The organism is Bacillus sp. FSL K6-6038 (assembly GCF_038050455.1).
GTDB lineage: Bacteria > Bacillota > Bacilli > Bacillales > Bacillaceae_G > Bacillus_A > Bacillus_A pseudomycoides.
The window spans coordinates 1191675-1218290 of the sequence record NZ_JBBOUH010000001.1 but is presented as its reverse complement, the minus strand read 5'-3'; the positions used below and the strand labels follow the sequence as shown (position 1 = coordinate 1218290).

General features: G+C 36.0%; 29 protein-coding genes. 17 read left to right on the top strand and 12 right to left on the bottom strand.

Going from position 1 to position 26616, the window contains the following annotated elements; translation table 11 throughout:
- Window positions 1–26: 26 nt before the first annotated feature.
- Both NSQ40_RS06165 and NSQ40_RS06160 read left to right on the top strand, forming a co-directional pair.
- On the top strand, window positions 27–167 hold the full coding sequence (locus NSQ40_RS06165) for a hypothetical protein (RefSeq protein ID WP_003195901.1): 141 nt from the start codon (window positions 27–29) through the stop codon (window positions 165–167).
- On the top strand, window positions 168–365 hold the full coding sequence (locus tag NSQ40_RS06160) for a DUF3813 domain-containing protein (protein WP_003195898.1): 198 nt from the start codon (window positions 168–170) through the stop codon (window positions 363–365). It abuts the gene before it with no gap.
- A gap of 27 nt (window positions 366–392) precedes the next feature.
- Here NSQ40_RS06160 and NSQ40_RS06155 read toward each other — a convergent pair whose 3' ends face one another.
- Entirely contained in the window at window positions 393–1250 is an 858-nt protein-coding gene (locus NSQ40_RS06155) for a YitT family protein (RefSeq protein ID WP_033798103.1), read from the bottom strand.
- Window positions 1251–1357: 107 nt separating this feature from the next.
- Here NSQ40_RS06155 and NSQ40_RS06150 point away from each other — a divergent pair, with 107 nt between their 5' ends.
- Both NSQ40_RS06150 and prsA read left to right on the top strand, forming a co-directional pair.
- Window positions 1358–1489, top strand: a complete 132-nt coding sequence (locus NSQ40_RS06150) for a DUF3941 domain-containing protein (RefSeq protein WP_001120851.1) — start codon at window positions 1358–1360, stop codon at window positions 1487–1489.
- Between the two features lie 169 nt (window positions 1490–1658).
- A complete protein-coding gene (gene prsA, locus NSQ40_RS06145; RefSeq protein ID WP_003195894.1) occupies window positions 1659–2513 on the top strand; it encodes a peptidylprolyl isomerase PrsA in 855 nt (284 codons plus the stop codon).
- A gap of 322 nt (window positions 2514–2835) precedes the next feature.
- Here the strand turns inward: prsA and NSQ40_RS06140 are convergent, their stop codons facing one another.
- On the bottom strand, window positions 2836–3702 hold the full coding sequence (locus NSQ40_RS06140) for a CvfB family protein (RefSeq protein WP_003195892.1): 867 nt from the start codon (window positions 3700–3702) through the stop codon (window positions 2836–2838).
- Window positions 3703–3844: 142 nt separating this feature from the next.
- On the opposite strand from NSQ40_RS06140, the gene NSQ40_RS06135 reads away from it, so the two are divergent.
- Window positions 3845–4336: a YajQ family cyclic di-GMP-binding protein gene (locus NSQ40_RS06135; RefSeq protein ID WP_003195889.1), complete on the top strand. Its 492-nt coding sequence runs from the start codon at window positions 3845–3847 to the stop codon at window positions 4334–4336.
- Between the two features lie 278 nt (window positions 4337–4614).
- On the opposite strand, the gene NSQ40_RS06130 is transcribed toward NSQ40_RS06135, so the two are convergent.
- The gene (locus tag NSQ40_RS06130) at window positions 4615–6285 is read right to left on the bottom strand and encodes an IS200/IS605 family accessory protein TnpB-related protein (RefSeq protein ID WP_341286071.1); all 1671 of its coding nucleotides are present in this window, start codon (window positions 6283–6285) and stop codon (window positions 4615–4617) included.
- A gap of 671 nt (window positions 6286–6956) precedes the next feature.
- Here NSQ40_RS06130 and NSQ40_RS06125 point away from each other — a divergent pair.
- The gene (locus NSQ40_RS06125; RefSeq protein ID WP_033798421.1) at window positions 6957–8297 is read left to right on the top strand and encodes a SpaA isopeptide-forming pilin-related protein; all 1341 of its coding nucleotides are present in this window, start codon (window positions 6957–6959) and stop codon (window positions 8295–8297) included.
- A 651-nt stretch (window positions 8298–8948) separates the two neighbouring features.
- Here the strand turns inward: NSQ40_RS06125 and NSQ40_RS06120 are convergent.
- On the bottom strand, window positions 8949–10220 hold the full coding sequence (locus tag NSQ40_RS06120) for an alpha-amylase family glycosyl hydrolase (protein WP_097787066.1): 1272 nt from the start codon (window positions 10218–10220) through the stop codon (window positions 8949–8951).
- Window positions 10221–10467: 247 nt separating this feature from the next.
- On the opposite strand from NSQ40_RS06120, the gene NSQ40_RS06115 reads away from it, so the two are divergent.
- On the top strand, window positions 10468–11730 hold the full coding sequence (locus NSQ40_RS06115; RefSeq protein ID WP_097787067.1) for an ammonium transporter: 1263 nt from the start codon (window positions 10468–10470) through the stop codon (window positions 11728–11730).
- A gap of 212 nt (window positions 11731–11942) precedes the next feature.
- Here the strand turns inward: NSQ40_RS06115 and NSQ40_RS06110 are convergent, their stop codons facing one another.
- A complete protein-coding gene (locus NSQ40_RS06110; RefSeq protein WP_003195883.1) occupies window positions 11943–13409 on the bottom strand; it encodes a catalase in 1467 nt (488 codons plus the stop codon).
- A 57-nt stretch (window positions 13410–13466) separates the two neighbouring features.
- On the bottom strand, window positions 13467–14426 hold the full coding sequence (hemH, locus tag NSQ40_RS06105; RefSeq protein ID WP_258248180.1) for a ferrochelatase: 960 nt from the start codon (window positions 14424–14426) through the stop codon (window positions 13467–13469).
- A gap of 478 nt (window positions 14427–14904) precedes the next feature.
- Between hemH and NSQ40_RS06100 the strand changes: the two genes are divergently transcribed.
- Window positions 14905–15702 (top strand): LysM peptidoglycan-binding domain-containing protein, encoded by a 798-nt coding sequence (locus NSQ40_RS06100; RefSeq protein ID WP_003195880.1) that lies wholly within the window; start codon window positions 14905–14907, stop codon window positions 15700–15702.
- Window positions 15703–15947: 245 nt separating this feature from the next.
- Here NSQ40_RS06100 and NSQ40_RS06095 read toward each other — a convergent pair whose 3' ends face one another.
- Window positions 15948–17132: a glucan-binding protein gene (locus NSQ40_RS06095; RefSeq protein WP_098188346.1), complete on the bottom strand. Its 1185-nt coding sequence runs from the start codon at window positions 17130–17132 to the stop codon at window positions 15948–15950.
- A gap of 304 nt (window positions 17133–17436) precedes the next feature.
- Window positions 17437–19290, bottom strand: a complete 1854-nt coding sequence (gene asnB / locus NSQ40_RS06090; protein ID WP_258248179.1) for an asparagine synthase (glutamine-hydrolyzing) — start codon at window positions 19288–19290, stop codon at window positions 17437–17439.
- Window positions 19291–19562: 272 nt separating this feature from the next.
- On the opposite strand from asnB, the gene NSQ40_RS06085 reads away from it, so the two are divergent.
- Window positions 19563–20117 carry a DUF2777 domain-containing protein gene (locus NSQ40_RS06085; RefSeq protein ID WP_003195877.1) on the top strand — a complete coding sequence of 185 codons (555 nt, stop codon included), beginning with the start codon at window positions 19563–19565 and terminating at the stop codon, window positions 20115–20117.
- A 200-nt stretch (window positions 20118–20317) separates the two neighbouring features.
- Here NSQ40_RS06085 and NSQ40_RS06080 read toward each other — a convergent pair whose 3' ends face one another.
- Complete coding sequence (locus NSQ40_RS06080) at window positions 20318–20677, bottom strand: YisL family protein (RefSeq protein WP_003195876.1); 360 nt, start codon at window positions 20675–20677, stop codon at window positions 20318–20320.
- Between the two features lie 161 nt (window positions 20678–20838).
- Between NSQ40_RS06080 and rocD the strand changes: the two genes are divergently transcribed.
- Window positions 20839–22029 (top strand): ornithine aminotransferase, encoded by a 1191-nt coding sequence (rocD, locus tag NSQ40_RS06075; RefSeq protein ID WP_003195875.1) that lies wholly within the window; start codon window positions 20839–20841, stop codon window positions 22027–22029.
- A gap of 34 nt (window positions 22030–22063) precedes the next feature.
- Here the strand turns inward: rocD and NSQ40_RS06070 are convergent, their stop codons facing one another.
- Entirely contained in the window at window positions 22064–22570 is a 507-nt protein-coding gene (locus NSQ40_RS06070) for an HXXEE domain-containing protein (protein WP_033795951.1), read from the bottom strand.
- Complete coding sequence (locus NSQ40_RS06065) at window positions 22539–23438, bottom strand: fumarylacetoacetate hydrolase family protein (RefSeq protein WP_003195873.1); 900 nt, start codon at window positions 23436–23438, stop codon at window positions 22539–22541. Before NSQ40_RS06065 ends, NSQ40_RS06070 begins: the two co-directional genes overlap by 32 nt.
- Window positions 23439–23679: 241 nt before the next feature.
- Between NSQ40_RS06065 and NSQ40_RS06060 the strand changes: the two genes are divergently transcribed.
- The 7 genes from NSQ40_RS06060 to gerPF all read left to right on the top strand — a co-directional run bounded on the left by NSQ40_RS06060 (window position 23680) and on the right by gerPF (window position 26178).
- On the top strand, window positions 23680–23859 hold the full coding sequence (locus tag NSQ40_RS06060) for an aspartyl-phosphate phosphatase Spo0E family protein (RefSeq protein ID WP_003206142.1): 180 nt from the start codon (window positions 23680–23682) through the stop codon (window positions 23857–23859).
- 135 nt (window positions 23860–23994) lie between these two features.
- Window positions 23995–24216 carry a spore germination protein gene (locus NSQ40_RS06055; RefSeq protein ID WP_006093916.1) on the top strand — a complete coding sequence of 74 codons (222 nt, stop codon included), beginning with the start codon at window positions 23995–23997 and terminating at the stop codon, window positions 24214–24216.
- A gap of 16 nt (window positions 24217–24232) precedes the next feature.
- Window positions 24233–24439 (top strand): spore germination protein GerPB, encoded by a 207-nt coding sequence (locus NSQ40_RS06050; protein ID WP_098102085.1) that lies wholly within the window; start codon window positions 24233–24235, stop codon window positions 24437–24439.
- A 263-nt stretch (window positions 24440–24702) separates the two neighbouring features.
- Complete coding sequence (locus NSQ40_RS06045) at window positions 24703–25317, top strand: spore germination protein GerPC (protein ID WP_098125535.1); 615 nt, start codon at window positions 24703–24705, stop codon at window positions 25315–25317.
- A gap of 6 nt (window positions 25318–25323) precedes the next feature.
- Window positions 25324–25518, top strand: coding sequence for a spore gernimation protein GerPD (locus NSQ40_RS06040; protein ID WP_098125536.1), 195 nt, complete (start codon window positions 25324–25326; stop codon window positions 25516–25518).
- Window positions 25519–25530: 12 nt separating this feature from the next.
- Window positions 25531–25917: a spore germination protein GerPE gene (locus NSQ40_RS06035; protein ID WP_098125537.1), complete on the top strand. Its 387-nt coding sequence runs from the start codon at window positions 25531–25533 to the stop codon at window positions 25915–25917.
- 45 nt (window positions 25918–25962) lie between these two features.
- Complete coding sequence (gerPF, locus tag NSQ40_RS06030) at window positions 25963–26178, top strand: spore germination protein GerPF (RefSeq protein WP_003195867.1); 216 nt, start codon at window positions 25963–25965, stop codon at window positions 26176–26178.
- Window positions 26179–26263: 85 nt separating this feature from the next.
- Here gerPF and NSQ40_RS06025 read toward each other — a convergent pair whose 3' ends face one another.
- On the bottom strand, window positions 26264–26557 hold the full coding sequence (locus NSQ40_RS06025) for an RNA polymerase alpha subunit C-terminal domain-containing protein (RefSeq protein ID WP_003195866.1): 294 nt from the start codon (window positions 26555–26557) through the stop codon (window positions 26264–26266).
- Window positions 26558–26616: the final 59 nt, after the last annotated feature.

The window sequence follows — 26616 nt, the reverse complement described above, 5'->3', positions numbered from 1 at the left end:
TTCTGCTAAAAAAGGGGGAATTACGAATGGGTAAAAAGAACAAATCAAAACGTTTCACCCAACAAGGGGCCGATGCTGTTATGAAGCATGCTGAAAGATTCCCGTACCGCGGTACATTAGCTGATGCAGAAAAAGAACGAAACAACTCTTCTCTCGGAGGGGTTTAAATGGGTAACTTATTATTTCAGCAAGCACGAGATGCTGTTGCAGGCGCCGTTTCTTGTTCAAGCGGCACAGAACAGCGGGAACTCGTTTATAGAGCCAAAAATGCTTTGCAATCCGCTTATGCCAATTCTTCAACTGCTGAAAAGGTACAACTGCGTGAGATGCAACAGCAACTGCAAAACATTACTAACACACATTAAAACAAGAGGACCGATTCCCGGTCCTCTTTAATCTTTCCGAAACAACCCAAATATACCGACTGTTTGAATCACATTTGTAAATGCGCCAGGATCTACCTGTCTAATAATTCTCTCTAGTTCATATAGCTCGTAACGGGTAATCACAATCATTAGCATTTCTTTATTTTCATTTGTATATGCCCCTGTCGCTGGTATAGTTGTAATACCGCGTACTAAACGTGCTTGAATCGCTTTTCGTACATCTTTACCATTTTTCGTAACGATAAATGCTGTAATTTTCACATGACGAGTATGAATTGCATCAATAATCCTCGATGATACATATAGTGTCACTAACGTGTATAACGCTTTTTCCCATCCGTACAAATAGCCAGCTGCAATAATGATGATTGCATTAAAGAAAAAGAAATATGTTCCGACAGGCTTATCTTTTATTTTTGACAAAATCATTGCAATGATATCTAAACCACCTGTGGAAGCTCCCCATTTTAAGGAAATTCCTACCCCTATCGCTGAAATGAGACCACCAAAAATAGCATTCAATATAATATCATTTGAAACAGCCTTCACTGGTATAATTTCTAAAAACAGTGTCATAAATACAACACATAAAAAACTAAATAACGTAAACGCTTTTCCGACCTTTTTCCATGCTAAAATAACAACCGGAATATTAAATAAAGCAAAAAGTACTCCCGTCGATATGTGAATCGATGCAAAATCGCCTAACACTTGCGAAAGCAATTGAGATAATCCCGCGAAACCGCTCGCATATACTTTTGCTGGTGTTAAGAACAAGTTCATTCCAATTGCATTTAATAAACCTGCGATGATAACAACAATTAGTTTTTTCGTTAATTCGGCATAATTTAATTTTAAGTCCATACCCCATCCACCTTTATACATAATAGGTTCACCACTACTCGTATACATAGTCTTTACGAAAACGGAAATGATAAACGTACAACTGTTTAGAAATGGAGTTGATATGTATGCCGCATACAAGCGATAATGACAAAAAAGCACGCGATAATAATGCAAAGCGCACACAAAAAAATGAACAAGAACAAAAAAATATTCAGCAAGGAAAACGTGCATATTCTAAAAAAACAGATCATCTTTAATTATTTCGTACATCAACAATCTTGTTGATGTACTTTTTTGTATCATAAAGTGAACCTTCTCCTCTCACACTGCCCGTTCATGCAGGATAACCAAAAAACATATCGATTTCACTTCATGTTCACCTCACTATTTTACAATAATAACAGCATAATTAGATGAGGTGTTAGGATGAAAAGAAAACAATTATGGATAGCAACAGCTGCGCTCGGAACGTTAATGCTGTCTGCTTGTGGTCCAAAAGATAACTCAGAGGCGATTGCAACATCAAAAGTTTCAACCATTACAAAAGGTGATTTTGACAAGCAGTTAAAAGAACGGTACGGAAAAGATATGCTATATGAAATGATGGCACAAGATATCATGACAAAAAAATATAAAGTATCTGATGATGAAGTCGATAAAGAATTCAAAAAAGCAAAAGATCAATTTGGTGATCAATTCAAAACGGTATTAGAAAGTAACCGCCTAAAAGATGAAGATGACTTTAAAAATCAAATTAGGTTCAAATTAGCAATGAACGAAGCCATTAAGAAAAGCATTACAGATAAAGATGTAAAAGCAAACTATAAACCTGAAATTAAAGCCAGCCACATTTTAGTAAACGATGAAAAAACGGCAAATGATATTAAGAAACAACTGGATGAAGGTGCTTCATTCGAAGAGTTAGCAAAACAACAGTCACAGGACCCAGGTTCAAAGGAAAATGGCGGAGACCTTGGATACTTCGGTCCAGGTAAAATGGTACCTGAATTTGAAGAAGCGGCTTACAAATTAAATGTCGGTGAAATTAGCAAACCTATCAAGTCATCACAAGGCTATCACATTATTAAACTTACCGATAAAAAAGAATTAAAACCATATGATGAAGTAAAAGATTCCATTCGTAAAAATCTGGAAGAAAAGTTGTTAGCAGATCAAACTACCGGTCAAAAAATATTGTTAGACGAATTCAAGAAAGCTGATATTAAAGTAAAAGATAGTGATTTGAAAGATACATTCTCTCGTCTTTCCGGACAACAATAAAAAATCTAGCAACAGAGTGGGCTGGTAGAAAAATAGTAAATGAAATTTCACCCCGCATTAACGGGCAGTAAGACTCCCACCTCAAGATTCAGAGAAAAACAAGAAAGATAAGTGAGGAATCAACTGCTCGTAAAAGCCCGATTGGCGAGAGCTAATAATCAGTGGGAGATGAAGAAAACCCCACTGATTAAAGTTTCACTTTATCGGAGCAAATTCGAATATATCGACGTTCCGACACATAACGACAAAAAACAGGAGCCTGCTGACTCCTGTTTCCCAACACTCTGAAAATCCGAACAGGCATGAGCCTGTTCGGATTTTTTTATTTCTTGAAGTACGTCCAACCTTCTTCTTGATAAACCTTTTCTTCTTTCATCAACTTACCAAGCGCACGTTTAAACGCTGCTTTACTCATATTAAAACGTTCTTTAATGTCTTCTGGATGGCTCTTATCCCAAAACGGCATTGCTCCTCCGCGGCTCTCCATGTACTCATAAACCACCGCAGCATCATCTTCCATTCCCTCTTCTTTACGCGGAAGAAGTGAAATATTAATCGTACCATCATCTTTCACATCAATAATACGGCCCGTTACACGCTCACCAATACGAACTTGTTCTTTTCTTTCTGTGTGGTGTAAAAAGGCACGGAAATGTTCATCCGTTAATACAAACGAACCAACTTGAAGTGAGCGATATACACGTCCGTTCACATTTTTATTACGCATAGATGGCGTTGCCTCTACAATAATTTCCTGCATATCTGAATCTCTTGCCGGAAGAGCAATAAGACGACCACGATTTGTTAATTTTAATGTACAATATAACTCATCGCCTTCTTCTGGCCAAACTGGTGTATAAATTGGAAACTCATCAGCTGGGATTAAGATATCCTTAGAAACACCGATATCAACGAACACACCTAAATCAGGTTTTACTTCTACGACTTTTACCCAATTCCAATCACTTATCGTAATAAGCGGCGTCTTCATTGTCGCAGAAATTCGCTCTTGATGATCAAGATATAGAAATACATCAATCGCATCGCCTTCCTCAATTTCTCCCGCTACTTCATTTTTATGTAAAAATACTTCTTCATAACCATCCTCATCGTCAAATCCAACCATATATCCAATTTCCGTTTCTCGTAAAACAGTTACCTGTTCAATCGATCCTGGCTGCAAATACATATATTTTAATTCCCTTCTATATATAAAGTATATTTTTATCATTCCAAAGAAAGCTTCATTATAACACGAATTTTCCTTTATTTGTCCAACTCGCAAAAATTCACTATAATAAGAGGTGGAATTTAATTTGGAGGTGCTTACTATGGCAAAAGATAGTTCTTTTGACATCGTTTCAAAAGTAGAATTACCAGAAGTAACAAATGCTATTAACATCGCATTAAAAGAAATTCAAAATCGATATGACTTTAAAGGAAGCAAGAGTGATATTAAATTAGAAAAAGAAGTAATCGTTTTAACTTCTGATGATGAATTTAAATTAGATCAAGTAAAAGATGTTCTTATTTCAAAACTAGTTAAACGCGAAGTACCAATTAAAAACTTAGACTACGGAAAAGTAGAAAGCGCTACTGGTAACACAGTACGTCAACGTGCAACACTGCAACAAGGTATCGATAAAGATAACGCGAAGAAAATTAATAACATTATTAAAGAGTTAAAATTAAAAGTGAAAACACAAGTACAAGATGATCAAGTACGCGTAACAGCAAAAAGCCGCGATGACTTACAAGCAGTAATCGCAGCAGTTCGTAGCGCTGATTTACCAATCGACGTACAATTCATTAACTATCGCTAAAAGAAAAACATTGAACTACCCCCACCTACCTAGGTGGGGGATTCTACTATTTCAAAACACTTCCTCTCGTTCAACAAAGAGGATACAACGGTATAGAAGTTCCGTAGTGTCCTTATGTAAGACGACCCATTCTATCTTCCGACGAAAGGCAAACAAAATAGGTACAACTACTTTGTTCTTATATCGAGGATCGAACACTTTGTCATGCATCCAGTTCCTAGACTTGTTATCTGCTCTGGTAATAAGCGTAAAAATCTGGGACAAAGTGCTCTTTTTTATCATGCAAATCGTTTTGCTAGTTTTTTCTTTTCATTTTCAAACAAGGGTAACCGTTCGATTTGTAAGACCTCTTTCGGCTGATCTACATCGTATAGCTGATAGAAATGATGCGTGCGAATATCCAATCGATTGTTTAATTGATGCCAATGGCTCCAGTGATGTGCGTCTTTCTTTGGAATATAAGGCTGAAGCATCCCAGGTACTTTTTCTTTATACCCTAACCCGCGGCGTCCAATCGTAAAAGCCGCGGATTGATGAATAGAGATGCCGAATTTCCGCATGTATTTCATCTTTCCTGCAATCGAAGTGTAAGCGGGATTCACTTGAAAGACAGCCACGCCCCTTTTATCCGCGCGACCTAGAATTGCACTTGTCATCTTTTCATAAGCGAACATACTCTTCATTCGATTTGCTCGCTTATTTCCATAACGATCCCCTGTTTTCGATTGGGTTGTATCTAACTTCTCGATGACAATTGGCTTGTTATACCGCTCCGCTAAGTCCACTAAGCGAACGGCCTCCGCTTCGACGATCTTTGTGATTTGTCCGGTAGATTTACCCATGATAGAAAAACCAAGAGAACCACTTCCTTTGTAATTTCCATCCTTTGTTACATTTGCCCAAGCAAAATGCTCAAGATTACAATCTACACCGATGACACCATCTGATGTACTGTAATTCGTATGAGGGTTTTTCGGCACATCGAGTAAACATTTTACAATGTAATACTCCCCGTGGTCTTCAACAGACCATGCAATCGATTTACCATGCTTTTTCTTATTCTTACACTGTAATTGGGTTGTGATTACTTTCTCAATGACTTCTTGTCCATGCGGGAACGTAACAGCTGGGAACTTAAGTGTTTTTCCGGAACTTGTCGTCATCCATAATCCCTTTGTCTCAGGCGCATACTGAAACACAAAATTCCCATGTTTGGCATCTTTACGGCCAGATAGAATGAGTTGTTTATTTCGAGCACAGGAAAATAATGTTTTCCATTTGTCATGGTTACGTACAAACTCGCGGGTGGTAAATTGAGAGCGAAATAGTTTTTTGCTTCCAAATACCGCGCTTGGAATATGCGTTTTATATGATGTAAGTTTCTGATTTAAACGGTATTGCCTATGGGTTAAAAGGCCGATTTTCGCCTGAATCCTTTTCATTTGAACATCCAAGTATTGGTGCTCAAACAGATATTCATTCAGCCAAATCAATGTGTCTTTTTTACGGGATAAGGAGATGAGAGTGTTGTGCTTCGCGAAGTGAGTGTTTTTTGGAAACGTCAGCTTTCCTTTCACACAACTTTGTTTGATTTTACGAAGGTTTGTCAGTTTTGTCCGTTCTTGTTTCAACTTTTTCTTGAGTTTCTTAATTTTCTCTTGTGTCTGTTTCTCATATAGTTTTTGTAATTCCATTAAACCTGTAAACAACGCCTTCGCTTCTTGCGCCGCACTGTTTGCATAATAATCATTCAATTGATAGTTCCGCTTGAGAACAAGATGAAGACTATCCGCATGCATCTTGCGGTTCCAACGTTTTTCCCGAACAATCGTTTGAAATGCAAAGCGTTTCGCCCGATTACATGTTTCGATTGTATGTGTTAATGCCTCTACCATTTCATATGGTAAATCTGTCTTATAGATCCGTTTCGAAAAATACGCTTTCTTCACCTGTTCTCACCTCATTTTATTTGATAAGATCATTATGCACCGGAACAAACATACGTTCTACAAAAAAGAGACGTTTTCTTTAAAAAGAAAAAAACCGAGAAGACCCCCACCTTCACTTCGTCTAGAGGAGGGGGTCTTCTCGGTTAAAATGATAAAATCCATTATTCTACCCATGATATTCCTTATATATAAAATTATAAATTATAACATAAAAATATAATAACTTCATATGCAATATTGCATATGAAAACAGATTGCAAACCATCTATTTTCTGAATATAATAAACATAAAATATGGCTAAATTTTCAGAAAATAAATAAAGGTAATTTTAAAGAGCGGATTGAATACCAAAAACGTTCATCTAATAAACGAATTATTAATTGTGTTTATTTTCAAATAGTTAGATTTCACCTTTCAAAACTCATTTTTTTGAAAAGATTTTTAATAGTATAGAATAATATTTATATCAAGAAAGTTAGTCCAATACATAGTAATCTTAATAAAGGTTATAGCTCAGATAAGTCAACAAATATTGTCAGACATTATAAGATTCTAAAATAACCATTATTTTAATTTAAATTTTCAGAATAATCAAACTGAAATATCCGAAGTAAAAAAAATTAACATGTACATATTTATTACTAAAACTTTAATGAATGGTGGGAATGAAATGAAACGCAAAGTATTAACAAAATGGTTTGGAATTATAAGTTTAATCATTATGTTGCTAGGAGTTTCTATTCCACAAGCAGCAGCTGAGATAATACATCAAGAAAAGTTTCAAATTAACTGGAATCACATTAAATTCAAAGGTGCTGAAGTAAAAATAAAGGCAGATCTCTTAAAAACTTCATCAAAAGATGTTGCATATTGTTTATCACCTGATTTGAATTCACCAAACGGAGAGGAACTTCCTGAAATCGGGAAAGAAAATGATTTTGTATATCGTGTTTTACTTTATGGCTATCCTCAAAAAACACCAGCTGAACTGGGAGTTTCTACAAAAGAGGAAGCATACTATGCAACTCAATTAGCTATCTGGGTTGCATCTAAAAAAATCGAAATTGCTGATTCAAAACCAGAGAACCAACCGGTATATAATCTTGTAAAACAGCTGATAGACAAAGCTTCTAAAGGTACTGAAGTACAGGAAACATACTTAAACATAATACCTAATGAAAAACAGACAGTAGAGCAAAATGGGGACTATCTTGAAACCAAATTATATACGGTTCAATCAAATGCCTTATCTGGAGTATATTCCGTTCAATTGGAGGGGGCACCAGAAGGAGTGAAAATTTTAAATGAACAAGGTGAAGAAAAGAATGAATTCTCTATAAAGGAAAAATTTAAAATTTTAATTCCAAAAAAATCGACAAATGGAACTTTCAAACTAAGAGTACATACAAAATTGCAAAGTTTACAAGCAGTTATTTTTGATGGCAAACAAAAGGTTCAAAATACCACAGCTTTATTGCCAAGAATGAGTGAAAAAAGTAGTACTGATATAGCAGTGCAATGGGAATCATTAGGATCTCTAAAAATTACGAAGGTAGGAGAGAATAGAGAAACTTTAAAAGGAGCGGTATTTGAGGTTGCAAGTGAAAATGGCGATTTTAGGAAAGAAATCACTACAACTAAAGATGGAGTTGCACTATTAAATCAGCTTCCTATTGGTACATATATTATAAAGGAAATTCAGGCACCAGAGGGTTATGTACTGGACCCTACAATACAGAGAATGGAAGTAAAGAACGGCGAAATAGCAAAAATAGAAATAAAGAATAAAAAAATAAAAAATGAGCTGCAAGTTACAAAAATACATGATACATATAAAAACACTAAACAATCTGATGATATACAAAATAAAGAGTACACAGAAGAAAAAGAGCATGTAAGTCAAGAACAATATTACTTACCATCAACAGGAGGAAAATTTCCAATTACATCATATATAGGAATATCATTTGTTGTTTTAGGACTCTACATATTGAAAGTAAAACACAAATAAGTTACAAATAGTAGAGGCTTATTATTAAAATTTATAGAAGGTAGTAGCTAATACTTAATATTCAAGATACCTTAATAGCCCTATATAATGTTAACAGATGTTTCGTGAAAATGTAGCTTATAATGATTCTTAAAAATGAAAACGCTTGCAAAATTAAAGTTTATTAAACTATAGGTATGTCTTTTTATCCTAGGAACTATGAGAGACGCCTACTAAAATAAATGAACATTAATTTTGTATTCAGGAGAATCCATCCAATTTTGCAAGTGGTAATAGTTTAGTAAATAGGTGAGATAAAGAATAAGCAAAAAACAAATTTATCAAATAGAACCGTATAATGCACAAAAAGGGTATTCATTGGCGGCAATTACATTTACATACTAAAGCATAAAAAGCTTTTTCACCATGAAACTGATACTGTTGAACCTATGTCCGCAGAACAGGAGGAGCTACTTAAATAGAATCTGCGATGTCTTTTCAGATCTCTGAACCATTTAAATAACGTTTTACAACCTTTAATTTCTCTTCGATTGTAAATTAAAAAGCACCTCCAATTGTTAAACTGTGTCTAACAATTGGAGGTGTTCTTCATAATCTCCTTTTATTTTCATAACTACGGCTTGTATATAGTCTAAAACCTACCCACTCCTACTATTTCTTCTTTTTCTTTACCGCGATTAAAAAAGCAATAAACAAAACATTTACCCCAATTAGTAAAGAAATAAAGATCCAATTAATCCCCGTTTTTTCTCTAACTTGATATACATTTGCTTCTTCTCGCTTCAATACGAGATAATAATTCCCATCTTCTTCTCTAATGATTTCATCTTCCAATAATCCCTTTAATTCTCGATTTTCTCCTATCTCATTTGCCGAAAGTGAAACTTTTTGTGTCTCTTTCGTGTTGTTAATTGCAACAAGTGTCACTTCAGCTTTATACGTCCTTTTTAGCACACTCATCCCAGTCTTATCATATAACAACTCAAATGTCCCACGGCGAAGAGAAGGGAATTTTTGACGAATCTCTCCCAATCTCGTTACATACTGTAAAAACTTTTCATCTGTTTTAAAGTCCATTAAACGGCGATTATCTGGCACTCCTCCGCCATCAAGCGCAATTTCCGTTCCGTAGTAAACAATCGGCATCCCTGGTGTTGTATATAAATAAGTAAGCGCAAGTTTTAAACGAGTCGGCGGATAATATGCGTTCTCTTTCGCGATTCTGACAAACCGCTTTGTATCTTGATTATCTAAAAAATTACTTGTTACTTTACCATTTTCTATTAAACTAACGTCATAAAGTGGTTTAATAGGTGTATCCGTTTTCGCAAAGACATCTGTTATGTGCTTATAGTACTCATTATGTATACCCTCTCCCTCATCAGCCATAACGAGGAAATCTTTTTTTATTCCTTGAACACTTTGTTTTACTGTATTTAAAAAGGCACGAGATATTTCTTTACTATGCATAAGATAACTTCCATCTATGTTCGCTTCTTTCATCCACCATTTTATCGAATCAATAAGCGTTTCTTGCTCTTTTTCTACAACAAATTGAAACACCACTTTCATATCTCGTTTATGTGCTTCTTGTACAAGTTGTTTCACATCTTGCATTGATCCAAAATGTTCATTCACTTTTTGCAAATCAACCATACCATACCCATCATACGTTTCACCTTTAAAAATTGGCGAAAGCATAATAGTAGTGAATCCCATCTCTTTTATGTAATCTATTCGCTTTACAATCCCTTGTATATCTCCCCCTTGGTATCTTTCTAAATTCCCTACATCAAGCTGTTTATCATTTTTTGCATCTCCATTATTAAAACGGTCAACCATAATAGAATATACTACTTCATCTTGCCACTCTCTTTTTTCTTCCGCTAATGTATGTATAGGCGCTAAGAAAGCAAATACCATACAAAAACAAATCAACACTCCTCTTCTCCATATCTTCTTCACATAATATCCCCCAACTTCTTTTTAATTGTAAGAATAGTATATCAATTTTCCGAACAAACCGCACTTACACAAACGACATGTTAGGTTTCCTTACGCAACATTTGGAATTTTCTGAAAAACATGTTGATTTTTTATTTATTATTGAATATGATATGAAACATAACATTGAATGTAATATTTTATAACATTATAGGAGGGGAAAAGAATGAACATGGGAGATACTGTGTTTTTATTTTTAGCGACGGTAATGGTTATGATTATGACGCCAGGTTTGGCACTTTTTTACGGCGGAATGGTTCGTAGCAAAAATGTACTGAGTACTACAATGCATAGCTATAGCGCGATGGCGATTGTTTCCATTCAATGGATTTTTATCGGTTATTCTTTATCATTCGGGCCAGATTGGAATGGCGTCATTGGTACATTAGATTGGTTCGGCTTACAAAACGTAACTTACGCGCCAAACACAGACTACTCCGCTACTATTCCTCACAATTTATTTATGATGTTTCAACTTATGTTTGCAATCTTAACACCAGCGCTCATTTCAGGAGCATTCGCTGAAAGAATGCGATTTTCTGCTTTTCTCATTTTCATCCTTCTTTGGACGACAATCGTTTATAATCCCGTTGCCCATTGGGTATGGGGCGTTGGCGGATGGCTTCGCGAACTCGGAGCATTAGATTTCGCTGGCGGTAACGTTGTCCATATCACATCCGGTGTTGCTGGGCTTGTATTAGCGATTTTCCTCGGTAAGCGAAAAGACGTAAACGGATCTTCTCCCCACCATCTCCCCTTTACACTTTTAGGCGCAGGCTTATTATGGTTTGGATGGTTCGGGTTTAACGTCGGTAGCGCCCTTACACTGAACGATGTAGCACTGACCGCATTCATTAATACAAATACCGCTGCAGCAGCTTCCGCTTTAACATGGATCTTAGCAGAGTGGTTCTTCCAATCAAAACCGACCGTAATGGGAGCGGCTTGCGGCGCTGTATCAGGCCTCGTTGCTATTACACCAGCTTGCGGATTCGTCACTCCTTTCTCCGCTCTTTTAATCGGAGCGATCGGAGGCGTTCTTTGCTTCGGAGCTGTCTTCTTTTTAAAACATAAACTTGGCTATGATGATGCACTTGATGCATTTGGATGTCACGGTATCGGCGGAACATGGGGCGGCATTGCAACAGGACTATTTGCAACCACTTCTGTAAATAGCGGCGGCGCTGATGGACTATTTTATGGAAATGCCGCACTCCTTTGGAAACAGCTCGCTGCAATTGGAGCGACTTATGCATTTACAATCGTGATGACGTACGCCATTATTAAAGGAATTAGTTTCTTCCTTCCCGTTCGCGCGCATGAGCATGAAGAGCAAATGGGTTTGGATATTTCTATGCACGGTGAGAAGGCTTATGAATATAGTGAGAAATCACTAGGCGAGGTGGAAATACAAAAAGAGGCTAAGTGATGCATTTTATAAGTATATAACTTTTATAATAGAAAAAGGTTTATCTCTTTTTAAATTCGAATTTAGAAAGTAAAAAATCTAATAAAAAATAAAGTTCTTATAAGTATTTTAAAAGAAAAGACGACTGAAAATTCAGCCGTCTTTTTATTCATTATATTAGTAGACACATATAGCAATTAAAATTTGAGAATAAAATAGAACCAGGAATATTATTATTTCTTAGGATTTCCTACATACGCTGAAATATCAACGTTTAATGCTTTTGCTAAGCGCATACCGTAATCACGATCTGCACGGAAGAAGTTACAGATTGCAAGTAATTTTGTTTGCTCATGCACATCTTTTAAATCGTTTGTTAAGTTGGCAATTAAGTTATCTTGTTCCTTTTTAGAGAATGAACGGTAACGCTCACCCGCTTGCTGGAAGTCGTTTGGTTTATCGATTTTTTCACGAGATACATAACCTTCAAGCTTCATAGTTGAATCACGGTATGCTGGATCCTCAACTGGATTTTCAGCATGACGACTTGGCTCGTAGTTAATTGTTGATGGTTGTTGATTCATTTGCATTGCACCATCACGTTGTTGATTACGAACAGCTGCATATGGGCAGTTCACAGGGATTTGTAAGTAGTTCGCACCAAGACGGTATCGCTGTGTATCTGGATAAGAGAATAAACGTCCTTGTAATAATTTATCTTCAGACGGTTCAATACCAGGTACAGTCGCACTTGGAGTAAACGCAGCTTGCTCTACTTCTGCAAAGAAGTTTTGTGGGTTGCGATTTAACGTCATTGTTCCGACTTCTATTAATGGAAAGCGATCTTCTGGCCATACTTTTGTTGGATCTAATGGATCAAAGTCTAAAGAATCCATTTCATCAAGTTGCATTACCTGTACGTGAAGATCCCATTTTGGATAATCTCCGCGCTCGATTGCATCAAATAAATCACGAGTTGCATGGTTGAAGTCTTTTCCTTGTACTTGTTCTACTTCTTTTGCACTCAAGTTACGAACACCTTGCTGTGGTTTCCAATGATATTTAATATAAACAATTTTACCTTCTGCACTAATCCATTTAAATGAATGTACACCGAAACCTTCCATTTGACGATAGTTTGCAGGAGTACCGTAATCAGAGAATACCCATGTCATCATGTGTGTAGACTCTGGAGACAAAGTCATGAAGTCCCAGTAACGATCTGGAGTTTGAATATTTGTATCTGGTGCTGGTTTTAAAGAGTGCACCATGTCAGGGAATTTAATTGCATCACGAATGAAGAAAACTGGTAAATGGTTACCAACGATATCATAGTTTCCTTCCTCTGTATAAAACTTTACAGCGAAACCACGCGGGTCGCGAGCTGTTTCCGGTGAACCTTGCCCATGAATAACCGTTGAGAAACGAACGAATACAGGTGTTTCTGTTCCCTCGTTTTGTAAAAACGCTGCTTTCGTATATGCTTTCATGCTATTTTTCGTTACGAAAACACCATGAGCACCTGCGCCACGCGCATGAACAACACGTTCTGGAATACGTTCACGATCAAAATGAGCAAGTTTTTCTACTAAATGATAATCTTCTAATAATACCGGTCCACGGCGACCAGCTGTACGAGAATTTTGGTTATCTCCTACCGGAGCACCTTGGTTTGTTGTTAAGCGATTATTTGGATTCATCAAGAGGAACCTCCTATTATTTCATAATAATAATTACTTATTTAAAATTATTATAATTTAATTATTGTTCAAAATTAATTTTTTGTCAATTATTTTATTCACTTTTTTGGAAACAATTTCTACTAAACAAGCAATAAATAAGCCTTGAGCATTCGGCATAGCTGGCCTGAAATAGGATGCACCTAGTTCATCCGTTACAACTTTACATTCATAATCGTTGTCATACAGCACTTCTAAATGTTCTGCCACAAACCCGACAGGACAGTATACAAAAGATTCATAACCATGCTTTTCGTATAAATCTTTCGTTACATCTTGTACATCTGGTCCAATCCATGGATCTGGTGTATTTCCTGCACTTTGCCAGCCAATTGTATAATTTTGAATACCTGCTGCTTCAGCAATTAAATCTGCCGTATGCTGTAGTTGCTTCACATACGGGTCTCCTGCTGCAATAATCTTCTCTGGTAAACTATGCGCTGAAAAAATTACAACAGCTTTCTCTCGGTCTGTAATTCTAGTAAATGTTTCTTTTATTTGGTTTGCCCAATACGCAATAAATTTCGGTTCATCGTACCATTGCTCAATCGGCTCTATAACAGGACCATTTATGTTCTCAGAAATCTTTTCGGCACGCTCGTTGTACGCTTTAATACTAAAAGTTGAATAATGAGGTGCTAACACAATACTAATTGCTTCCTCAATACCATCCCGCTTCATCTCTTCCACCGCATCTTCAATAAATGGAGCGATATGTTTTAGTCCCAAATAACATACAAATTCAAATTCTGAAAAACTCTTATTTAACTCATTTGTTAATTTTCTAGCTTGTTCCTTTGTAATTTTCGCAAGTGGTGAAATACCACCAATCACTTTATAACGCCCCACTAAATCATCAAGCGCTTCTTGAGATGGTTTACGTCCATGACGAATATGCGTATAATACGCCTCTACATCCTCAAGTGATTCTGGCGTTCCGTACGCCATCACAAGTAAACCTATTTTCTTCTTATTCATCTATATTCACCTCAATATCAGAAATGAGAATCTTTTTCAAGAACATTCGTTTCCAGTATACCAATCGATAATGAGTACGTCAAAATAATAATTATAAATAAGTATTATTTATAATATGATTTTTAATTTTATTTGACAATTTATTTAATATCATTTGTCATATTCTGGTTTGCTTCCACTGAATTTTGAGATAGGGTCTTACTGTCCGCAAATAGCGAGATAAAAATGTAACAGTTAACATTCTAAAATCAAAATAAAATGAATAACAAATGAATAAAAATTATACGTAAGATATAAGATCATTAAGATATTCAGTTACATAAAGATCATTAATATGTTGATACACAATTAATGACGATACTCATTCAATTTGTTAGTATATAAATGACTTAACCATGAATGATCAATAAATATTCTAATTTATGAATTCTTATTCACAGCTAAGTATATCTCAACGATTTTCAGGAGGTTTTTTCAGATGAAGTTACATAAGATGAAACATTTGCTACCTATATCTGCTGCAACAATTACACTCGTATCTAATCAAGGAACGGCCGATGCAGCAACGGTTTATACTGTTAAAAAGAATGACACTCTCGGGGATATTAGCATCCACTATGGAGTTTCAGTTCAAGCCATTAAACAAGCGAATCATAAGACGAATGATCGAATTTATATTGGAGAACAATTAACCATTCCAGTCTCGCCTTCATCAAGCGAATCTACACAACAAAAAGATGTGGCAGCTTCAAATCATTCAGCTCAAATTGTTTATCAAGTTCAACGAGGAGATACATTAGAAGCTATCGCAAAACGATACAATGTATCCATACAATCAATTAGACAAGCTAACAATACAAACGGCGATCGGATTTATGCAGGTCAACACTTAATTATTACGACAGGTATTTCAGAACAAGAACTGGACTTAATGGCTCGTTTGGTCACTGCCGAAGCCGGAGGAGAGCCTTACGCTGGGAAAGTCGCAGTGGCCAAAGTTATATTAAATCGCGTTGATGCAGTAGGATTTCCAAATACAATTACCGATGTTATTTATGAACCTATTAAATACGGCTATGCCTTTACACCAGTTACAGATGGAAGAATTGATCAACCAGCAACCCGCGAAGCGAGAATGGCGGTAGAAGAAGCAATTTCTACTAAAGGAATTAATTCTGATTGGCTTTATTTTTATAATCCAAAAACCTCTACCGACAAATGGATTACGACACGCCAAACTGTTGCAGTAATTGGGAATCATGTGTTTGCTAAATGAGGAATTGATTCATTAACTATATTTACTCTCGGACAGATCTCTTCCCTTGGAAGGTCTGTCCCTTTTCATTTCTCTTCTATAGATTCATAGAGAATATTCAACTACCCCTACCTTCACTTCGTTTAGAGGAGTGAGTCTTCTCGGTTAAAATGATAAAGAAGACACTCTAACAAGTGTCTTCTTTCGTTGTAAAAATCTCTTAAAATATGTATCTAGTATCCTACATACTCATAAAAAAACTTTCGTTACATCATAGCGCCGTTATCTTTGAATGAATACCATTTCCCATCAATGAAATGTTTACCTGTTGCCATCGCACCGCTAGACTGTAAATAATACCATGTGCCATTTTCTTGTAGCCATCCTGTTTTCATCGTTCCATCTGTATTCATGTAATACCATGTGCCATTATCTTGCACCCAGCCTGTTGTCATCGGGCCATCATAAAAGTAATACCAGTTCCCGTTATAACTTAACCAACCTGCGTGGCTTGCTCCAGTTTTATCATCAAAGTAATACCAATCACCATCAACTAATTCCCATCCCGTTACCATTGATCCATCTGGATTGAAATACCATACAGTACCACCTTCAGCTAGTTTTCCTGTCCGCATAGCACCACTGTCATCAAAAAAGTAACGCTTTCCTCCTTCATCTAACCAACCTTCGTTCCACCCATTTGCTGAGCTTTTCATTGTGCCATTTGCATTTAAGTAATACCATGCGCCCTTATCTTTTAACCAGCCTGTTTTCATCGTTCCATCTGCATTCAGGTAGTACCAATTCCCATTATCTTCAATCCAACCTGTTTGCATCTTAGAAGCCACAAAGTAATACCAGCTTCCTTTATAACTTAGCCAACCATTATAAGTATTAAAATGCATCCCACTTTCTTTGAAGTAATACCATTCATTATTAATCAAATTCCAACCAGTTGCCATGGATCCATCTTCAAGAAAATAGTTACCATCTGGATGTGAACCTAACCAAATGTTCTTTTGCATTTTGCCACTCTCTATAGCCATGGAATATACCTTACCGTTATATTCAAGATAGCCCTCGTGTAGCTTTCCTCCTTGGTGAACGTAATACCATTCTCCCTCGTACTGAACCCAGCCTTCATTTGTATATAACGCACCGTCTGCTCCTAATAAGTAACAATCAACTTGATCAAAAATACTACCTGTTTTCATTCTTCCATTTTCATCAAAGTAGTACCACTTTCCTCCATCACTTAACCACCCTGTTTTCTTCACACCATTTTGATCATAGAAATACCATGTATTCCCCTCTTTTACCCAACCTGTTTTCTGCATTACCTGTTCTGTTTTTGGAGCAAGTTGTTTTACAGCTTCTTGGTTTTCAGCATGAGATACTGCAGGAACTACAAACATTGCAGACATTAAAACTGGTAAAATAGTTTTCTTCATTTTCCATATCCCCCAAATAATGAATAATTTGTGTTTTTATTTCCACAAGGAGAATTATATTACGACATTTCAATATAATCAACATTTTTTGTAATATATTTGTAATATTTTTTATTTAACCGAAATAAAAATTAATTAAAGTTAATTTTTATTACATTTTTGTTATATTTTTATTTTAATAAATTTTCAAATTAGTTATTTCTTTGCGACATTAAGAATAGATAAAGGGCCTATATTCTGGAAATGTATATTCAAGTTAAATAGCGAAAAAAAGCGGCTCACAATGATTGTGAGCCGCTTTTCACTATTCTTTAATATTTACTCCATACTCCTTAAACCACACATGAATTTGTGCCAAATGTGCCAATAGTTGTGGCCCGGTCATCAACTGACCAAACCATGGCGTTTGAAACGCACTACCACCTGATTGAATCAACCCTTGTAATTGTTCTTTATCAAACAACTCATGCAAAATTGAGTTGTTATCCGTTAACAGATTCTGTAACCACACTGTTACTGCTTCTGTGTAGTGCGGATTGTGCGTTTTGGGATACGGACTTTTCTTTCTGTATAATATATCATTTGGTAATGCACCTTCTAATGCTTTACGTAATAGACCTTTTTCGCGATTTTTATACATTTTCATTTCCCAAGGAATATTCCACGCATATTCGACAAGACGATGATCCGCAAATGGAACACGTACTTCTAGGCTCGCTCCCATACTCATGCGATCCTTTCTATCTAATAATGTCGTCATAAACCAAACCATATTCAAATAAAATAATTGTCGTCTTTTTGCTTCAATTGTACTTTCTCCTTCTAAAACCGGCACTTCCTGTATAGATTCTTCGTAGCGTCGTTGTACATATTCTTGCAGTTTTAATTTATCACGCCATTCTTTTTTCAGAAGTTGTTCACGCGCCTCTGTAGAACGCATCCACGGAAATGTACTTGATTGCAAATCATCTTCCCGGTAAAACCATGGATAACCTCCAAAGATTTCATCGGCACATTCGCCCGACAAACCGACGACAAAATCTTGTTTGATTTCTCGGCAAAACCATAATAATGAAGAATCGATATCTGCCATACCAGGTAAATCGCGAACGAGTACTGCTTCTGTTAAATACTCGGCTAACTGTTCATTGGAAATCACACAGCGGTGATGAATTGTACCAAATGTTTCTGTCATCAAATCAATAAATGGTGCATCCGAATTTGGTTGAAAAGCATTTGCTTTAAAATATTTTTCATTATCTTCATAATCAATCGAATACGTATGCAACTTCCCTTTTCCTTCTCTTTCATATGCCATTGCCGCAAACGCTGTAATGGCACTTGAATCTACCCCACCCGACAAAAATGTACATAACGGTACATCTGAAACCAATTGTCTTGTAATTGCATCCTTAAGCAGGAACCGTACTTGTTCTACTGTTTCTTCAAATGAATGTTCATGTTTTTTACTCTCAACATTCCAATAGCGCCATATACATAAACCATCTTTTGAAAAAGTAAGAACATGACCTGGACGTAGCTCTTGAATTCCTGCATAAATACCATGTCCAGGTGTTCGAGACGGTCCTAATCCAAATATTTCTGATAGTCCCTCTATCGTAACTTCTGTCTTTACATCTGGATGAGCTAAAATAGCTTTTAATTCTGAAGCAAACAATAATCTTCCGTTTTCATATTTATAAAATAATGGTTTCACACCTAATCGATCCCGTGCAATAAACACTTGTTCTTTTTTCTCATCCCAAACCGCAAAAGCATATATTCCATTTAAATGATTCACACATTCTTCTTTCCATTCGATATAAGACGCTAATAATACTTCCGTATCAGAATGCCCTTTAAATCTATAACCTCTTTGCATTAATTCTTTACGAATATCTTCTGTATTATAAAGTTCCCCATTATAACAAATTGTGTAATACTCTTCTTCTTTCATACATGTACATGTCATCGGCTGTTTCCCACCTTCAGGATCAACCACAATTAAACGTTTATGCCCAAAAGCAACATACCTTTTGATCCAGACATTCGTATCATCTGGACCGCGCTTTGCAAGTGTTTCTGCCATCTTCGTAACCGTTTCTCTTTCACCTTCTAACGACCGCTTATAATCAATCCATCCTGTAATCCCGCACATATAAATCATCCTTCCTATCCTATATCCGTATAACTTTACTCCGTTCAAAACCCAAATAGAACCAAAAAGGCTGAACTGAAACGACTGCACGTAAAAGCCTAGTTGATGAGGGTTAATGATCCAGACGGAATTTCTCCGTCCGGATAAAAAATTCACTGTATGAAGCATGTTTTTATTCTATGCCCACCTTTCTTTAGGTGTTCCATAGTTATAAAGAATGCCTGAACTGTCCATAACAGGAATAACTACTTCTATAAAAGGAGAAATCACGAATGAAACAACGCAAACATATTTTGTATAATCAACCGCGTGCTCATACAATTGGGAATGTGGAATATATAAACAATGAATGGATATTCTTTGATGATGAAAATGATGAAGCATTTTTGCTTGAGGATATTATTGAAGATGGATTTGAAGTTTTATATAACAACAATTGGCTACCGGCAAGATTCTACGAACAAAACATATTACAAATTGCAAATGAACATCATCCATTGCAAAATGGTGAAATGATACGAATTCGTAAAAAATTACTACTCAGTTATCATGAATGGTTAGAAGAACTATCCGATTCCGCTTTTGCGTTATTTGCAGAAACATTGCAATCCTTCAATTATTCTTTATATGACTGTATATATTGTCATAATTTCTTATCGTTTCAGCCGAAAGAAGGGCCTTGTGAAGGTGTAAACCTGCTATTATTTGATAACGAAGAAATGATTTGCTCGTTGCACCATCATTACGTTCGTTATTCCACTTGTAATAAAAATATATTTCAATTTACAAAAACAAACGGGGAACAACTACATATAGAATCTACGTGAATACAAAAATAAGAAGAATCACTCATTCTCTATAGAACGAGCGATTCTTCTTATTTTTGTTACAATAGCTATACCTCATCTCTATCTTTTCCGTAATCAAACCTCATAAATGTATTTCATTTCATATAAGTTCAAATTTGACAAACCATTAAACAAAAACCATCTTATTCTCCTTTACAGAAAAATAAGATGGTTTTATTTTACGCAAATGGTGAAAATCCCATCGGTAATCGTAATCCAAGATATAGTACAATAACAAGCGCAATAATAAATTGAACCCAAAACGCCCCTGCTGGTTTCTTCTTACTTGTTTTCACAAGAACCATTTCCATTGCAGCAATAACCCAAACGCCAACTAACATTTTTAGGCCATACCACATATGCATGTTCCCTGTTGCTGTTTTCATAATGCTTTGATACAGTAAGAAACCCGTTACAATGATGATGATATACACAAGACGAAGCCCCATATGTACGCCTTTACCTTTTCTTCCTGCCGTATACATAGAATACGCCACAAAGAATAAAATAATCCCTAATGCCCATGCTGTAATATGCATGTGTGTTGTCACGATATCCCAACCTCCTCTTTTCACACTTCTTCACTTTATATGATACCATGTCCACTTCTTTTCAGGAAATATTTCGCTTTTTTACATTTAAATGATATAATATTTAGAGTATTTATAAACTTCTTGTAATAACAAAAGGGGGAACAATCATGATTCAAACAAAAGATATTATCGAACTAACAGACACATATGGAGCTCACAACTATCATCCGCTACCAATCGTAATTTCGAAAGCAGAAGGAGTTTGGGTAGAAGATCCTGAAGGAAACCGCTACATGGACTTACTTAGTGCATATTCTGCGGTAAACCAAGGACACCGTCATCCGAAAATTATTGACGCTTTAATTGAACAAGCAAACCGTGTTACGTTAACTTCACGTGCCTTCCATAGTGATCAATTAGGTCCTTGGTACGAAAAAGTAGCGGAATTAACAAATAAAAATATGGTACTTCCAATGAATACAGGTGCGGAAGCTGTTGAAACCGCAATCAAAACAGCACGTCGCTGGGCATATGATGTGAAAAAGGTAGAAGAAAATAGAGCTGAAATTATCGTTTGTGAAGATAACTTCCATGGTCGTACAATGGGGGCAGTTTCCATGTCATCCAATGAAGAATACAAACGTGGCTTCGGACCAATGCTTCCTGGCATTATTGTGATTCCTTACGGTGATTTAGAAGCATTAAAAGCTGCAATTACACCAAATACAGCTGCATTTATTTTAGAACCAATTCAAGGAGAAGCAGGAATTAACATTCCACCAGCTGGATTCCTAAAAGAAGCATACGATGTATGTAAAAAAGAAAACGTTTTATTTGTAGCTGACGAAATTCAAACTGGTTTAGGGCGTACTGGTAAACTATTTGCATGTGATTGGGACAACATAATTCCTGACATGTACATACTTGGTAAAGCACTTGGCGGCGGCGTATTCCCAATTTCTTGCGTTGCAGCAAATCGTGATATTTTAGGCGTATTCGAACCAGGTTCTCACGGCTCTACATTCGGTGGTAATCCACTTGCATGTGCTGTTTCTATTGCAGCTCTTGACGTATTATTAGATGAGAAATTAACAGAGCGTTCTCTTCAATTAGGTGAAAAATTAGTAGGACAATTAAAAGAAATTGATAATCCTATGATCACAGAAATCCGTGGTAAAGGATTATTTATCGGAATCGAATTGAACGAGCCTGCTCGTCCATATTGCGAAAAATTAAAAGAAGCGGGTTTATTATGTAAAGAAACACATGAAAATGTAATTCGTATCGCACCACCTCTTGTTATTTCTGAGGAAGACCTAGAGTGGGCATTCCAAAAAATTAAAGCGGTATTATCTTAATCAAAACAAGCTGCCTCTTACGAGGCAGCTTGTTTCATGAAACAATCATTTTTGAGAAAAGTAATATCCCAACGATAACCGGAAATAGAAGCAACACACCTGCTATACAGGAGACAATCACATGTTTCAATTCCCACCAATCATTTCTTATCCCTTTCCGAAACCAAAAAAATGAAAAAGGTATAATGAATATCACTGCCGTTACCAATCCTGGAACATATCTTTCTGTCAAAATTGCCCCAGTGATATGAAACAACCCATTCATAAAAATCATCGCTTGTATAACGAGCAATATATAAAGCGTGACTTTCTTTTTAAATATAGAATGAATACACACAAGCAGAAAGACAATGCTTGTTAACAAACATAATGCAATGAAGAAATATTGTTTTTGCCCCGCGCTTTCTTCCATACGAATCGGTTGGAAATATTTCATTTCAGGGAAAAAATAATATTCCTCAGCATTATGAAATGCAAATAGAATAGGGATGAGCCAAATATATAACGTACTATTTGACCAGGTTTTGAAGCGTTCCAACATGCTGCACCGTTATTGTCACTTCATCACCAGCGCTTAGAAATTTAGGTGGTATAAACCCTTTCCCAACTCCCGCTGGTGTTCCAGTCGCAATAATATCCCCAGGCTCTAACGTCATCCCTTTACTTACGATAGAAATAATATCTTCTATTGAAAATATCATATTTGCAGTATTTGAAGTTTGCCGAACCTCTCCGTTCACTCTTGTTTCAATATCTAATTGATTCGGGGTTTCAATAGCCGTCTTATGAACTAAATACGGCCCCATTGGGCAAAATGTATCAAAACTTTTTCCTAAGAAAAATTGTTTATGTTTTCTTTGAATATCTCGAGCAGTTATGTCATTTACAATTGTATAACCGAAAACATATTCAAGCGCCTTATCTTTTGCAATTTGTTTTCCGCGTTTCCCAATCACAATTGCGAGTTCTCCTTCATAATCTAGTTCACTCGTTGCATGCGGATGACTGTGAATTTTCTCTCCATTCCCGATAACCGTCGTCGGCGCCTTTGTGAAAATCATGATATCTTTCGGAATAGACTCTTCTCCACCCATCTCTATCGCATGATCACGATAGTTTTTTCCGACGCAAAGAATATTCTTTCTTGGTCTTGGAATAGGTGCTAATATTTTAACATCTTGCAATGGATAATACGCCGTCGTTTCATTTTCCTTTGCCCAATTTATAATTTCTACCACCTTTTCAATAAAAGCATTTCCTTTTTCGATACACTCTAGCATTGTAATAGGAACTGTAATCTTTTCGCCTTTTTGCCGCTGTGCTTCTCTAATATGCAGCACTTTTTCTTCATACTCATCCACAATGCCAACAAATACTTTCTCTTCCTTCTTCACTGTAACAAACCGCATGATTTCCACTCTCCATCCTAAAACTCATACAATGTAATTGTATTCGCATTCCTTTAAAAAAAACCTGCCAATACATTTTAATTTTTACAAGATTCTTCATTTTTCACACTGTCCGATGTTATTTTGGAATAAAATGTAGAATTTTTACTTTTTTTATCGAAGCTATTTCTTTTTTATGGAACTTTTGTATAATATGTACTACATATATACTTAAAATTTATAAAGAGATGGAGCCGATTCTATGTTTGAGCAAGCGATTGAAAAAAAACGTGAGAAAATGATGTATTTTGCTGAACGTTACGGAATAACTTCTCAAAAAACAGTGGATTGTAGCCAAGAACTGGACAGGCTCTTAAATGTGGTTTGGCTTTTGAAAGCGGATTTTACCTCAACTTATACTATAGACGAACACACACAATGAAGTGTGTGTCTTTTATTTGAAAAAAGACACATTTTAATGAAAACGCCCATACAATAATAGAAAAGGATCTTGATTTTTCATATAGAACACGCATAATAACAGCAAGAAAAATTTTATTTATGAAAGGTGTTTGCTATGCCAGCGATGGTTGGACATATTCATATCGTTAACATTGGATCAAGTGGTATTTTTCATGTTGGAGATGTATTTGCAATTAGACCGATTAGTTACTCACGTGCTTTTGCAGGAGCTGGTTCTTTTAATGTTGGTGAAAATATTTCAGTATACAATTATCAAAATGCGACAACAGTCAATGATACAGACATAATCGATCAAGCTATAATTGGATCCAACTAAAGGAGGCGATTCGCAAGTGAACTTTTATGTACAGCAAAGTATTATCATTAACAATATAAGAATTGAGAGCATTACAACATCCTCCGTTTTTCAAATTGGAAGTGCCGGCAGCATTAAAGCATTATCTAAATTTTCCAATACCGGTGGATTTACAGCGCCACTTCGCCCCTTGAAATCAAAAGGACAAATTATTTCTATTAAACCGATGATGGGTTCTTCTTAAGCTCTTTATGTCATAAACATATATAAATACAAATTGAAAAACCGACATAAAACCATTCTTTTTAGGTGGGAGAGAGCATCCGGCCATGCATAGAAGCGGTCAAATCCTTTTCCTGTCCCATTCCAAGTAAAAACAAAGAGAAAAAACGCATACAGGTCATCTTTTGTTCTTCATAGCAACAACTTATATGTTGGAAAATCAAAGTGGATATATGTAGAACACCCAGAAACACACCTCCCTGTTCAAAAAGGAGGCTTCACACAGTGAATCAAGATGTATATATTTACCTACAACAATTTCAACAAGTTCTTCAAAAACAACAAGAAGCAATTCATGCATTAGAAGAGCAAGTACGGACATTAAGGGAAGAACTTGATGAACTAAAAGGCCGGCCCTCCTCTTCTATAGGAAAAGTAGAATATAAATTCGATCAATTAAAAGTAGAAAACTTAAATGGTACGTTAAATATCGGCTTAAATCCATTCGCAACGAAAGGACAACAAATTGAAGATTTTCAAGTAGATACAGAAACATTAAAAGTAAATCCAGAAACACAAACAACTCCTGATTTTTATCAAGGCATTATTCAAGAAATGCATCGCTATTTAGATGAAGAAGCATATAATAGAATTCTTCATTTTGAACAAGAACAGCGGACACCACTCGATGATATGTATCGACAAATGATGATTGATGATATAAAAAAACAAATGGAGCATCGCCTTCCTTACTATTTATCACAAGTACAACCGTATGAAGAGATTACATCAGATCCTCAGTATATGAAAGATGCAATTATTCAAGCTATGAAACAAGATATTGATAAAGCATTCCTTTCCTTTATTCAGCACATACCGAACAATTTTCGAAAGGAGTAAGTTTATATGAATTTTAACGTGATTAATCGTGAAATGAAAGTTGGTCAGATTAAAATGAACGGGGTATCTTCATCTGCACTTTTTTTAATCGGTGATGCGAACCTTCTCATTCTCTCTTCTATTCTCGATACACCTTTCGAATCAGTTACTGGGGGTCCATTTATACCTCTCGTAACTGACGTGCCTACTACTCCAGGTTAAGGAGGGAGCTTTATGCTTCAGCACATTTCAGTTGTTCATCAATCCAAAGTTATTTCTATGGGGATTGCTGGTGTTTTTCAAGTTGGCGACGCAAAACAGATGGAATTAAAAAGCCGAGCGCTTATTGTACACCGTGAAATTCCTTACTATTTAAAAGGCGAAGGAAAATTAGATGCTTATGAAATCTTTACAGATGATGAAATCACAATTCCCACCCGATCAACTGATGTCAAAATGAATATTATAAATGAATGTCCCTTTATTGAAGTCAATGATGTTACGATTCGTTCCTTATTAAATGCTGCTTGCTTTCAAATTGGCTCCGTTGACTACGCATTTAATAATTCACGTATTCTCCAAATCCGCCAATATATCACAGATGCACCTTTCAACAAATAAATCATATAGTAATGTTAAAGAAAAGTGCTTAGGTAGGTGAATAACATGCCCTCTGTCGTTGGAAACCTCGTTGTTCAAAATAGTAATGGCTCTTTTAACTTAGGTGACTTCTATAATGTCTCTCCTAAGGAAAATACAAAGGCATATAACGGTTCAGGAGCATCAAATGTTGCTTTTGTTGTTAATACATTTAACGGTGTCAGCGCAACAAATACATTCGATTCAGATGTTGCAGATCAAGATCAAATTGGAACGGCTTAAAAAAAGTAGGAGAATTGTTCTCCTACTTTTTTCTTTCTTTTGATTTTCTTGTTCGCGCTTCAATAAGTGTAATCATTCTTATTGTTTAGCCTTTGAATGATAACCCACTTTCCTTCAAAGCAGTTCTAAGTTTAGGTAAAGATGCTGGCCCCATACCGTGCAGTTGTAAAATCTCTTTCTCACTACATTTTGAGAGCTGCTGCAAAGAAGTTATTTCATTGTGTTCCAATGCTCTTCTTGCTGGTGCCGAGAGAAGTGAAAGAAATCCACTTTCCGGTTTTCGTTCTTTCTCACAGATCGGGCAAGAAGGACAATCGCTACTTTTATAGTATTGGTGTCTATTATCACAAGTTCTTAAACTTTTTTTGGAAGTTACCATTTTACATACTCCCTTCCTAGAGTTACATCTTTCCCCTTTTTCACATTTATACTTTGATG